Raw genomic sequence first — 12,571 nt, forward strand, 5'->3', positions numbered from 1 at the left:
ACAGAACGTGGCCGTTGGTGCAGAACTCAGCACGCTTCAGGACCTTCACAAGACCTTCGTCGCGAAGGCCGACGAGGCGCTCCAGATCCAGACCCAGGTGCAGAGCGCGCTTGACGGCGCCCAGTGGACGGGCAAGTACTCCGAGGACTTCCGCTCGGCCTGGGTCGAGTACAAGAAGAACCTCAACAACCTCGCCGACGCCCTGACCGGTGCCGCCAAGGACGTGCAGACCAACCACAACAACATCGCTGCCGCGACCGGCGAGCCGGACCGCATCTGAGGCGTGCGGCGCGCGGCCCGCCCAGCTGGAGCGGGCCTCGCGCCGTGCCGGGAGAAGGAGAACACGTGCGGCTCGTGCTGAGCGTCGCGACGGGCGACCAGAACCTCGACGTGCTCGTCGAGTGCGCGCCCGGTGCACTGGTCCGTGACCTCGCGTCCGGGCTCGCGACGGTCGCGCCGCACGTGACGCCGCGGGGGCGCGGGCACCTGGGCGTCGTGCAGGTGGGACCCGGCGCCGGTCCCGCGCCCGCGCTGTGGTTCCAGGGACGTGCCTTGGACCCGGACCAGCCCGTCGCGGACTCGCCGGTGCGGCACGGTGCGGTGCTGGGCATCGGCGCGGACGCCGGTGGCGAGTGGGCCGAGCCCACCGGCGTGGTCGAGGTGCGGATCTCGTCCGGCCGGGGCGCCGGGCGGGTGCATCGCCTGGCCGCCGGTCGTCACGTGGTCGGTTCCGGGCCGAGCGCGTCGATCCTCCTCGAGGACGGCCCGGCGCACGCGGTGGTGCTCGAGATCGGCATCGACGCCGGCGTGACGGTGCACCCCGACGACGCCGCGAGCGGGTCGGTCGCGCCACCGTCGCGCCGCAAGCCCCTGGACGGACCGATCGTCCTGCCGGGCGACCCCGAGCCCGGCCCGGCGGGACGCACCTACGCCGCACGCCTGGCCCGCGCCACGTCGGCGCGCGGGGCCCTGCGCGAGGTCGACCCGGAGAGCGATCGCCCGGTCGTCCACCTGGACCGCGCGCCGCTCGACGGACCGACCCCGTGGTCCCCCGGGGCCGCGCTCGTGGTCGGGGACACGATGCTCGAGCTCTCGGCCGTCACCGCGCCGGACGCGTCGCTGTCCCCGGGCCGAGGTGGCGCGACGCTCGACTACAACCGGCCGCCGAGGATCCTGCCGCCCCGGCGGACCACGGACTTCCGGCTGCCGGCCGAGCCCCAGCGGCCGGACGCGGTGCGGTTCCCGGTCGTGATGCTCCTGGCGCCGGTCGCCCTCGGCGCGGGGACGTTCCTGATCTTCCACAACCCGAGCTTCCTGCTCCTGATGCTCCTGTCGCCCGTGATGGCGGTGGCGAACTGGGCCGGGAACCGACGCAGCCGACGCGGGCAGCACGTCGATGCGGTGAGGTCCTGGGCCGAGCGCAGCGCGCGGGTCACCGCGGCCGCGTACGCCGCGCTCGGGGAGGAGAGCAGCGCCCGGCGCCACGACCTCCCCGACCCCGCGACGGTGCTGCTCGCAGCGACCGGTCCGCGGGTCCGGCTCTGGGAGCGGCGCCGCACCGACCCGGACTGGCTGCTCGGCCGGATCGGCACGGCCGACCTGCCGAGCGAGGTCCGCCTGATCGACCCGGCACGCCTCGACCACGAGCGCGACCTCCGCTGGACCGCACCCGACGTCCCGGTGGCGGTGCCGCTGGCCGACGTCGGCGTCACCGGCATCGCCGGGCCCGCCGAGGAGCGCACCAGGCTGGCCGGGTGGGTCGTCGCGCAGGTGGCGGCGGAGCACTCCCCGGCCGATGTGTCGGTGGTGCTGCTCGGCGACGGTGCCGGGCAGGGGTGGCACTGGCTGCGGTGGCTGCCGCACGTGCGACGCGAGACCGGGGCCCTCGCGTCGGTGGGGACGGACGACGAGACGACGCAGCGCCGGGTCGCCGAGCTCCTGGACCTGGTCGAACGGCGACGAGCCGCGGAGCGCGAAGGCAGGACGGCTGTGGCTCCCGCGCCCGTCGTGGTCGTGCTCGACGGCGCGCGGCGGATCCGCCTTCTCCAGGGCCTGGTGACCCTGCTCCGGGACGGCCCCGGTGTGGGCGTGCTGTTCGTCTGCCTTGACGAGGACGAGCGTCAGCTCCCGGAGGAGTGCCGGGCCGTCGTGACGCTCGGCAGCACGGCGTCGGTCACCGTCGCCGGTCGCGATCCGGTCGACGGGATCCGGCCCGACCTGCCCGACCCCGCCTGGTTCGAGCGGCTCGGGCGGGCGCTCGCGCCCCTGCGCGACATCTCGACCGAGGACCTCGGGCAGACCCTGCCGACCGCGTCCCGCCTGCTCGAGGTGCTACGGATGGACCCCCCCTCCGGGGCGGCCGTGGTCGCCCGATGGGCGGGCGGCGGACGCACCACCAGGGCAGTCATCGGGGAGACCGGCGAAGGGCCGTTCGAGGTCGACCTGCGCGGCGACGGACCGCACGGCCTCGTCGCCGGGACGACGGGCTCGGGCAAGTCCGAGCTCCTGCAGACGTTGATCGCCTCGCTCGCGGTCGCGAACCGCCCGGACGAGATGACCTTCGTCCTCATCGACTACAAGGGCGGCGCCGCGTTCAAGGACTGTGATCGTCTGCCGCACACCGTCGGGATGGTCACCGACCTCGACGCCCACCTGACGTCCCGGGCGCTCGAGTCGTTGCGTGCGGAGCTGCGCCGAAGGGAGCACCAGCTCGCGCGGCTGGGCGCCAAGGACATCGAGGACTACGTCGCGATGCGCGGGGCGGCGGACGCGCCGATGCCCCGCCTGCTGATCGTGATCGACGAGTTCGCGGCGCTGGTCTCCGAGCTGCCCGACTTCGTCACGGGTCTCGTGGACGTCGCACGTCGGGGCCGCTCGCTCGGGGTGCACCTCCTGCTGGCGACACAGCGACCCGCCGGCGTGGTGAGCGCGGAGATCCGCTCGAACACGAACCTCCGGATCGCACTGCGGGTGACCGACAAGCAGGACTCGCAGGACGTGATCGAGGTCCCCGACGCGGCCGAGATCCCGCAGGGTCTGCCGGGTCGCGCCTATGCCCGCCTGGGGCACCAGAACCTGGTCCCGTTCCAGGCGTCCCGGGTCGGCGGTCGCCCGCCCGGCGCGGACCCCGGAGACGCGGTCCGGGTGCTGCCGCTGACGTGGCGATCGCTCGGGCGACCGGCCGTGGTCGTGGGTGCCGTCGACGAGAAGGACGTCGATGTGCCCACCGATCTCGCGTCGTTGGTCCGGGCGGTCGAGGCTGCCTGCCTGGACGTCGGTGTGACGGCGCCGCCCCCGCCGTGGCTGCCCGCGTTGCCGGACGTGGTGGTCGAGCTGCCCGCGGTCGACGGGCCGCTCCTCCTGCCGTACGGCCTGGTCGACCTGCCTGCGCAGCAGGCCCGCGACCTCGCGGTGCTCGACCTGGAGACCTGCGGGTCGCTCGCCGTGGTGGGCAGCGCGCGGTCCGGCCGGTCGACCGTCCTGCGGGCGCTGGCAGCGGCCGTCGCGGAGCGGACCTCGCCGCGGGACGTGCACCTGTACGGGGTCGACTGCGGCAACAACGCCCTGCTGCCGCTGGTCGGCCTGCCGCACACCGGTGCCGTGGTGCCGCGGGACCAGCCCGACCGGCTCGCGCGACTGAGCCGACGCCTGCGGGCGGAGATCTCCCGCCGCCAGCAGCTCCTCGCGGAGCTGGCCTGCGCCGACGTCACCGAGCAGCGGGCGCGGGCGACCGAGGGCGACCGGCTCCCGTACCTGCTCGTGCTGCTCGACCGGTGGGAGGGGTTCCTCCAGGCCTTCGAGGAGTACGACGGCGGCGCTCTGGTCGAGACCTGGACCCAGATCCTCCAGGAAGGGCCGGGGGCGGGCGTGAAGGTCGTGGTCAGTGGCGACCGCTCGCTGCTCGCCGGCCGCGTGTCGACCCTCACCGAGGACCGCGTGATGCTGCGGATGAACGATCGCTCGGAGTACGGCGCCGTCGGCCTCCTGCCGCGCGAGGTGCCCGAGCGCGTGCCGGACGGCCGTGCCTTCCGTGGGCCGGACGCCGAAGAGCTCCAGGTCAGGGTGCTCGACGCCGACGTGCAGGGTGCGGCGCAGGTCGCCGCGCTGCAGTCGCTCGGGCGTCTGGCGGAGCAGCGATGGGCGGCGGAGCGGGTCGATCTGCCGCCGTCCGCGGACCAGGTGCCGTTCCGGGTCGACGTGCTGCCGGCCAGGATCACGCTGGCCGAGGCCGGACGGCTCGGCGGGCCGCCGCTCGGCGGGACCGCGGTCCCGGCGGGTGTGGGTGGTGACGCGCTGCGGCTGATGGGCCTGGACGCCGAGGAGCACGGTCCAGGCGTCCTGGTGGTCGGTCCGCGACGCTCGGGCCGGAGCACCACCCTGGCCACGATGGCGCGCTCGGCCCTCGACCGCGGCTGGGCGGTCGGTCTGGTGACTCCGCGCCGCAGCCCGCTTCAGGACCTGGAGCGCGAGCGCGGGGTCGTGGGCGTGCTCGACCTCGACTCGCCGAAGGACGCGGTCGGCGCGGTCCTGTCGAGGCTCGCTCCCGACTCGCGGCCGACCCTGCTCCTGGTCGACGACCTCGAGCTCGTGGGTACGGACGGGCCGCTGGCCGACGCCGTCGTGAACCACCTCGGCGCCGTGCGAGACCGGCCGGGCCTCGTGGTGGCGGCGGGGTCGGTCGACGACCTCTCCGGCGCGTACCGCGGCCCGGTGCCCGCGCTCAAGCGGTCGCGGTGCGGGCTCTTCCTGTCCCCGAGCACCCCGAACGAGGGTGACGTGCTCGGTGTGCGCCTACCGCGGTCGGCGCTCGGTGCCACGGTGCCCGGTCGAGGCGTCCTGGTCGCCGCAGGTGCGATGCACCTGGTGCAGGTTCCGCTCCCCACGGGAGCGTCGTCATGAGGCCGTGTGCAGGAACGATCGGAAGGGGGAGCGCGGTGCGGAGAGCTGCGCGCGCAGGGATGGTCGCGATGGTTGTCGGACTGGTGGTCGGGCTGGGGGTCACCGGGTGCTCGGGCACCGCGCCGGAGCCGACGAGCACGGCCACGAGTCCCGTGGAGACACCTTCCGAGACGGCCACCGTCGACCCGACCGAGGACGCCGAGGCGGAGGTCCTGGCCGCGTACCGGGCCTACTGGGCCGCGACCGTCGCGCTCTTCGCGGGCAACCACGACGCGGCGGTCTACGACGGCGTCGCGCAGGGGGCGATCGTCGAGGAGAACCTCTCCCAGGCCCGCTACTACGAGGAGTACGACCTGGTCCTCACCGGTGCGCCGACGTTCTCGAACGAGACCGTGACGATCGACGGCGACCGGGCCACGGTCCTCGCCTGCGTGGACAACTCCGCGTGGGTTCCGGCCGAGGGTGAGGTCACGGGCGAGATCGAGCCGGTGCAGGCGGGTGGCCTCGTCCTCGAGCGGATCGACGGCACCTGGCTGGCGACCGACTCCACGCCGGCGCCGGAGGGCTTCACATGCTGAGCCGTCGTCGTCGCCTCGTCGGTGCGGCCGTGGCCGTGGGCCTCTGGGTGGCGGCGTGGCCGGCCGGCCTCGCGTGGGCGGAGACTCCGCCGGGGTGCCGGCTCGTCCCGGTCGCCGGGCACGGCGAGGGCGGCATCCGGTACGAGGTCGTCTGCCCCGGCGACGGCGACGAGACGACCCCGGGGGACGGGGGAGGAGACGCGCCGACGTGCGACCTCTCGGGGATCGCCGAGTACTGCATCGGAGCGAGTGCGTGCTGGGCGAACGTGCCGTCGGCGCTGCCCGAGGACTCCTGGCCGTGGGAGTCCCAGCCGTCGCCGGACGCGATCTACACGTACCAGTCGTGCACTCCGGACCCGACCGGGACGCTGACAGGTTGGTCCTGGTACACGCCTCCGGAGATCACGGTCGGCCAGGCGGCGCGGCAGGCCTACGGTGCCTTGCGCACCCCGGCGTTCTCGATCGGGATGAGCCCCGTGCGGCGTGCCGTCGTGGGGTTGGACACGTGGTTCTGGGCGGCGGGGCCCGACGGCGGCGAGATCACCGGGTCGGCGGCGCTGGGCGTGGTCGCGATCGGCACGCCGGCGAGTCTGGAGGTCGACCCCGGGGACGGTTCGGGCCCTCGTACCTGTGCGTGGTCGGTCTCGGACGGCCCGGCCTGCGCGGTCGCGTACGAGAGGTCGTCGGCGGGTCAACCCGTCGGTGCCGACGGGCTGCCGGCCTACACGGCCCGGATGCGGTTGGTCTACGACGTCCGGTTCACGCAGGGCGGCACCACCCTGGACGTGGCCGGCGTGCCCGACACCCTGACCTCGGGGTGGCAGACCCTGGAGGTCCCGGTGGCGGAGATCGAAGCGGTCGTCGCGCCGTGACGGTGCGGGGCGGACGGTTGCCCGGATCGACGGACCGGACGCCCGATAGGGTTTCGACGCGCGCCGCACGGCGCTGATGCGGGGGGAGAACGGGATTGGCGGAGGACGAGCCGGAGCAGGTGGAGAACCGCTACCGGACGGCGATGTCACGGGCGCTGCCGAGTGTGGAACGTCGCGCCGACGACGTCGCCGCGGTGTTCGACGACGTGCAGGCGGCGATGCGACAGGGTGCGTGGACGAGCACCAGCCACGCCGCCGACGACTTCGCGAGCGGCTGCGCGACGCACGACACGGCGGCGGCGAACGCCGGCGGTGACTGCGTCGCGGATCTTCGCGCGCGCCGGGACGGCGAGCCCGTGACGGTGCCCGCGACCGACTCACGCGCGTACTGGGGCTGACATGGCGACGTCGAGCATCGATGTGGTGGGGATGCGGCAGGTCGTCCGGGGCATGGAGTGCGCGCTGGACGACCTGCACACGGCCAAGGACTGGTTCTCGTCCACCCTGCACGGGTACCGCGTGTGGACCGGTTCGCCGTCTCGGCTGTGGGGGCCGATCACCTGGACGCAGGACCAGATCCCGGGTCTGCGTCGGCGCCTGGCGATGGCCGAGGCGTTGGAGAGCTCACGGCCCGAGTGGCCGGTGGGGACGGCGGTGATCGACGAGGACCTGCTCAGCCAGGTGGCTCCCGAGACAGCCGTGACGAACGGTCGCGAGGCCGCCGAACGCCTGCGGGACTGCGACGGGGTGCCGGACGAGGACCTGATCGCGCTGATCGAGGCGAACCAGGACGACCCGTACTTCGCCTCGGGCTTCGCGGGCGAGCTGAGCCCCGACGAGCTGGCCGAGCTGACCGTGGCGCTGTCGTACCACCGCACCCAGTACGACAACGTGCACACCGCCGAGGAGATCGACGCCGCCAACGCCTGGTACGGGCGGCTGGTCACGGCGATGTCGGCCACGCTGGGCACGGCGACCCGGGCCACCGGCGACCTCGCCCTGCCTGCCGGGTATGCCGACGGCTGGGTCGAGGCGATCACCGAGGAGGTGCCCTACCAGATCGGCGCCGACCCCGACGCCTCCGGGTTCGCCGACCGCGCGAACGCGCTGGGCGTGCTGTTGATGTCCGGAACGTTCTCCGAGGACTTCACCACCACCGTGGCCACGGGCGTGTACGACTACGAACGGGAGTTCGGCGCGGAGAACGGCGCGGTCTGGGGCCCGCGGTCGAGCGACGCCGCAAGCGCCTTCTTCGTCGCGGACGCGACCGGGGCCAGGTTCCGTGACCCGATGGTCGGCGTGCTGGCGGCGCTGGGGCACAACCCCGCGGCGGCGCAGGAGTTCTTCGCGGGCGGGGACCAGGTCACCGTGACGATCGCAGGGAGCGACCAGGTGGTCTCGGACCGGCTGGCCTATCTGATCACCGAGCGCACCTGGGCGGGTCTGCCGGACAACGGCGACGCGCTGGGTGCGGCACTGGAGGCCGCGACGACCACGTACCGGAACAACCAGGAGTCCGGGCGCGTCTCGGCCGACCTCGCCGGCCAGACTCTCGCCCTGATCGGCGAGACGACCGGGGACGGCGCGGGCGGCTGGGGGCCGTGGAAGGACGCCGGATGGCAGATGTGGGACGGCATGCGCCCCCACATCGCCGACGTGCTGGCCTCCTACGGCACCGACGTCTACCGCGTCGCTCTCGAGGGCGACGACCTCTCCGGCGGCCTGGCCGGACCGGGGAGCGGGTACCTCTTCCCGGACGGCAGCGCGTACGGGGTCCGGATGGATCAGGGGCTGCTCGCGAAGGTCCTCGGCACGCTCGGTGAGGACGAGGCGACGATCACCCCGGTGATGGCCGGCCTGATGCAGGCCGGGACGGTCGCGGTGGACTACGGGTTCAGCACGGCCGCCGAGACCCAGGAGTCCGCCGCGGGCGCGATGCTGGCGGGCTTGTCCGTGGACGACGCGACGTCGTCGGTGGTCAACACGTCCGAGGCCTTGGCGTGGGTGATGCAGAACGCCTACAGCGGTGACCAGAGCGACGCGGACCTGAAGGCCGAACGTGCGGCCGCCGTCGCGGAGGCGCTCAGTCTCGCCTCGTCGTTGCCGTTCATCCCGGAGGTGAAGAACGAGTGGGTGCAGCTCGCGCTCGGCGAGGCGGAGAGCCGAGCGTTCTCGGCCGTGGAGGACGGCCTGGCCGGCGACGACGACCCGCAGGCCGCGTATGCCGCGTGGGACGACTACGCGCGGAGCAACCTGCTGCACCAGACACTCGACTCGGCCGTGCGGGCCGGGTACTTCACGGAGGACTCGCTGGCCTCGGCCCAGGAGCTCTACCACGTGACCGTCGAGCCGCCGCCGGCCTCGGGCGTCATCACCGACGCCCAGGGCAACCCGGTCGGGCTGGACTACTCCGACCCGGCGGTCCGCAGCTGGTTGAACGGCTCCGGGTTCGTGGCGGCGATGAAGGACTCGGTGGTCGGCCCGATCGCGGCCGCGTGGGCGGGGCCGGGCTCATGAGGCGCGCGATCCGGGCCGGGACGGCGGCGCTGGTCCTTGTCTCCCTGGCGGCTTGCACCGCACACGGGAGCCCCGAGCCGGGCCCGACGACCTCGGGTGACCTCGCCCTCGCCACTTCGGCGCCCGCCGACGCCGAGGTGCAGTGCGGAGTCGATGTCGCGTCGGTCGAGCTCGCGACCGGGCACGCCGTCGACAGCATCGACGGCACGCTGGCCGAGGCCGGTGACGTCGGCGGAGGCTGGTGCGTGCTGCGCGGCGAGACGCTGGTCTCGCCCGTCGCGGCGGTGCGCGTCGACACCGTCCAGTCCGCGGAGGGCACCGACCTCCGGGCTCGGATCGACGGCGACGGGCACAACCCCCCGGACCGGACCTTCCCGGACCTCGACGGTGGCGTGTGGGGTGACGTCGTCCCGGCGACCGACACCGCGTCGCTCGGGGCGTCGTCCGGGGTCATCTGGGGCTCCTATGCGATCGAGGTCCAGCTCGGTGCAGGTGCCCGTGGGCGCGACATCACGCTCGACCTCGAGGCGTTGACCCGCCAGGTCGCGGACTCGCTGAACCTCGGGAGCCCGTGACGCGCCGCTGAGCGGCGCTGCACGCGTCCGCACCGGTTGCGCAGGCCAACTAGGATCGACGCGCCCGACCGGGCGTCTCCCGAACCGAAGGACCCGATCCGTGCTGCGCACCCACGACGCCGGCTCACTGCGAGCCGAGCACACCGGCCAGACCGTCACGCTCACCGGCTGGGTGGACCGGCGGCGCGATCACGGCGGCGTGGCGTTCATCGACCTGCGGGACGCCTCCGGGATCGCGCAGGTCGTGATCCGGGACGAGGCGGTGGCCCACGGCCTGCGCAACGAGTACGTGCTGCGAGTGACCGGAACTGTCGGTCGCCGGCCGGAGGGCAACGAGAACGACCACCTGGCCACGGGCGAGATCGAGGTCGTCGCGACCGGCGTCGACGTGCTCAACGAGGCCGCGCCGCTGCCGTTCCAGGTCTCGAGCGCTCTGGACGAGCAGGTGGGCGAGGAGGCGCGGCTCCGTCATCGATACCTCGACCTGCGCCGGCCGGCCACCGCCCGGGCCCTGCGTCTGCGGGCGCAGGTGAGCTCGGCGGCTCGGCGGGTGCTCGACGCCCACCGGTTCGTCGAGGTCGAGACCCCGACGCTGACCCGCTCGACGCCCGAGGGCGCGCGCGACTTCGTCGTGCCCGCACGGCTGGCACCCGGCTCGTGGTACGCCCTGCCGCAGTCGCCCCAGCTGTTCAAGCAGCTGCTCATGGTCGGCGGGCTCGAGCGGTACTACCAGATCGCCCGTTGCTACCGCGACGAGGACTTCCGCGCCGACCGGCAGCCGGAGTTCACCCAGCTCGACGTCGAGATGAGCTTCGTCGACCAGGACGACGTGATCGCCGTCTCCGAGGAGATCCTGGTCGAGCTGTGGAAGCTGATCGGCTACGAGATCCCGACGCCGATCCTGCGGATCACCTACGCCGAGGCCATGCGGCGCTACGGCTCCGACAAGCCCGACCTGCGCTACGACCTCGAGCTGACCGAGCTGACCGAGTACTTCGCGAACACTCCCTTCCGGGTCTTCCAGGCCCCGTACGTCGGAGCGATCGTGATGCCGGGCGGCGGCTCCCAGCCGCGGCGCACGTTCGACGCGTGGCAGGAGTGGGCGAAGCAGCGCGGTGCCCGTGGCCTCGCCTACGTGACCGTGAGCGAGGACGGCGAGCTCGGCGGCCCGGTCGCGAAGAACCTGTCCGACGCCGAGCGCGACGGGCTCGTCGCGGCGGTCGGCGCGAAGCCGGGGGACTGCGTGTTCTTCGCGGCCGGCAAGGCTAGCGAGTCCCGCGGGCTGCTCGCGGCGACCCGCGAGGAGATCGCCCGCCGCGTCGGTCTGGTCGACGAGTCCGCCTGGTCCTTCGTGTGGGTGGTCGACGCGCCGCTCTTCAAGCCGACCGGTGAGGACGACGACGTCGCCGTCGGCGGTGGGCAGTGGACCGCCGTGCACCACGCGTTCACCTCGCCCAACCCGGACTGGATCGACCGGTTCGAGTCCGACCCGGGCAGCGCGCTGGCCTACGCGTACGACATCGTCTGCAACGGCAACGAGATCGGTGGCGGGTCGATCCGTATCCACCGGCGCGACGTGCAGGAGCGCGTCTTCTCGGTCATGGGCATCGGGCACGAGGAGGCCCAGGAGAAGTTCGGGTTCCTGCTCGACGCGTTCCAGTACGGCGCCCCGCCGCACGGCGGCATCGCGTTCGGCTGGGACCGGATCGTCATGCTGCTGACCGGAAGCGAGTCGATCCGGGACGTGATCGCCTTCCCGAAGTCGGGCGGCGGCTACGACCCGCTGACCGGAGCACCGGCGCCGATCAGCGCCGAGCAGCGCAAGGAGACCGGCGTCGACACCAAGCCGGAGAAGCCCGCGTCCGAGGATCTGTGACACCGTCGGGTCTCGAGCGCCTGCCCGAGGCCTGGCGGGCGGACCGTCTCCTGCTCGGCGACCGAGGGCGCTGGAGCGTCCAGGACGTGGCGTCCTGCGACGGGGCGCTGCTGGTGGAGCTCGGCGTCGACGGCCGTACGTCGCTCCTGGGCCGCGGGGACCCGGTGCTCGTTCGACGCCTGGTCGCTGCCCGCGTGCACGCGGCCGCGCCCGGGTGGGCGAGCCTTCCCCGGCTCGGTGCGGGCCCGGCGGGGGTGCAGGGCGCGCCGGACGATGAGGGCCCCGCCGTCGAGCCGGAGGACGACCTGCCCGCGCAGACCCGCCGGCGGCTCGGACTCGAGCCCGTCTCCGCCTGGGACTGGCTCGCGACGGCCGAACGCCCCGCTGCTGCGCCGGGCGAGGCCGACGTGGTCCGCCTCGACGCGGCCGAGGACGGTGACGCCATCCGCGACTGCCTGCGCCAGGCGAACCCGGACACGTCCGCCGACCCCGGTGCACCGGGCGAGGCGGCGTGGTTCGGCGTGCGCGACGGCGACCTGCTCATCGGCGTGATCGGCGCGGGGGCCAGGGCCGGCGACCCCGCGGGCGCCGACCTGTCGTGGCACCTCCACGGACTTGGGGTGCGCCCGCACGGTCGCCGCGGCGGTCTCGGCCGCGCCCTCACGGGCGCTGCGACCCGTGCAGGTCTCGCCTCCGGCGCCGACTGGGTGTCGCTCGGCATGTATGCCTCGAACGCGGTCGCACGGCGGGTCTACGAACGACTGGGATTCCAGGTCGAGGGGCGGTTCACCTCCTACCGGGCGGTCGCCCCCGCCGTCGGCACGCCGTCCGTGCACTGAGGGTCCACGGGGTCACCAGCGCCGCGGCGGCTCCACGCCGCCGGACAGGCCCTCGTGCGGGCGGGGTGGGGGAGGCTCGTCGGCGGGTTGCTCGTCCAGCACCGCCGTGGCGTGCACCCGCCAGGCCCACCGCAGGAGCGCACCGCCCGCGGCGACGGTCGCGCACAGCGTGAGGAAGACGAGCAGCGCCAGTGGGCTCCCCTCCCGGTGGCGGATCACCATGGCGGCGACGAGGTAGCCGACCACGAGCCCGACGGCCACGGTCAGCCACTGGGCCCGGCCGAGGGTGGCCTCGCGGGGCGTCCGGCGCGGCCGCGGCCGCAGGGCGAGGACGACGGACGTCACCACCAGCAGCGGGACCGTGATCTGGACGAGCCAGAGCACGAGGCCGCCGACGCCGGTCAGCTGGGGCACG

At 74.0% G+C, this 12,571-nt stretch carries 10 protein-coding genes; 9 read left to right on the top strand and 1 reads right to left on the bottom strand.

The window, feature by feature from the left end:
* Positions 1-7 precede the first annotated feature (7 nt).
* The 9 genes from OEB99_RS09560 (at position 8) to OEB99_RS09600 (ending at position 12,156) form a co-directional block, all read left to right on the top strand.
* On the top strand, positions 8-280 hold the full coding sequence (locus OEB99_RS09560) for a WXG100 family type VII secretion target (RefSeq protein WP_263509825.1): 273 nt from the start codon (positions 8-10) through the stop codon (positions 278-280).
* Between the two features lie 65 nt (positions 281-345).
* Complete coding sequence (locus tag OEB99_RS09565; protein ID WP_263509826.1) at positions 346-4,899, top strand: FtsK/SpoIIIE domain-containing protein; 4,554 nt, start codon at positions 346-348, stop codon at positions 4,897-4,899.
* Between the two features lie 68 nt (positions 4,900-4,967).
* Positions 4,968-5,477, top strand: a complete 510-nt coding sequence (locus tag OEB99_RS09570; RefSeq protein ID WP_263509827.1) for a nuclear transport factor 2 family protein — start codon at positions 4,968-4,970, stop codon at positions 5,475-5,477.
* Positions 5,471-6,349, top strand: coding sequence for a hypothetical protein (locus OEB99_RS09575; RefSeq protein WP_263509828.1), 879 nt, complete (start codon positions 5,471-5,473; stop codon positions 6,347-6,349). The genes OEB99_RS09570 and OEB99_RS09575 overlap by 7 nt, the downstream gene beginning before the upstream one ends.
* Positions 6,350-6,444: 95 nt before the next feature.
* Positions 6,445-6,747, top strand: a complete 303-nt coding sequence (locus tag OEB99_RS09580; RefSeq protein ID WP_263509829.1) for a hypothetical protein — start codon at positions 6,445-6,447, stop codon at positions 6,745-6,747.
* A gap of 31 nt (positions 6,748-6,778) precedes the next feature.
* The gene (locus tag OEB99_RS09585) at positions 6,779-8,866 is read left to right on the top strand and encodes a DUF6571 family protein (RefSeq protein WP_318011407.1); all 2,088 of its coding nucleotides are present in this window, start codon (positions 6,779-6,781) and stop codon (positions 8,864-8,866) included.
* Complete coding sequence (locus OEB99_RS09590) at positions 8,863-9,441, top strand: hypothetical protein (RefSeq protein WP_263509831.1); 579 nt, start codon at positions 8,863-8,865, stop codon at positions 9,439-9,441. Before OEB99_RS09585 ends, OEB99_RS09590 begins: the two co-directional genes overlap by 4 nt.
* 100 nt (positions 9,442-9,541) lie before the next feature.
* The gene (aspS, locus tag OEB99_RS09595; protein WP_263509832.1) at positions 9,542-11,317 is read left to right on the top strand and encodes an aspartate--tRNA ligase; all 1,776 of its coding nucleotides are present in this window, start codon (positions 9,542-9,544) and stop codon (positions 11,315-11,317) included.
* On the top strand, positions 11,314-12,156 hold the full coding sequence (locus OEB99_RS09600) for a GNAT family N-acetyltransferase (RefSeq protein WP_263509833.1): 843 nt from the start codon (positions 11,314-11,316) through the stop codon (positions 12,154-12,156). The genes aspS and OEB99_RS09600 overlap by 4 nt, the downstream gene beginning before the upstream one ends.
* A gap of 12 nt (positions 12,157-12,168) precedes the next feature.
* Here the strand turns inward: OEB99_RS09600 and OEB99_RS09605 are convergent, their stop codons facing one another.
* Positions 12,169-12,570: a hypothetical protein gene (locus OEB99_RS09605; RefSeq protein ID WP_263509834.1), complete on the bottom strand. Its 402-nt coding sequence runs from the start codon at positions 12,568-12,570 to the stop codon at positions 12,169-12,171.
* Position 12,571 lies beyond the last annotated feature (1 nt).

The sequence above is a fragment of the Actinotalea endophytica genome (genome assembly GCF_025717005.1).
Classification (GTDB): domain Bacteria; phylum Actinomycetota; class Actinomycetes; order Actinomycetales; family Cellulomonadaceae; genus Actinotalea.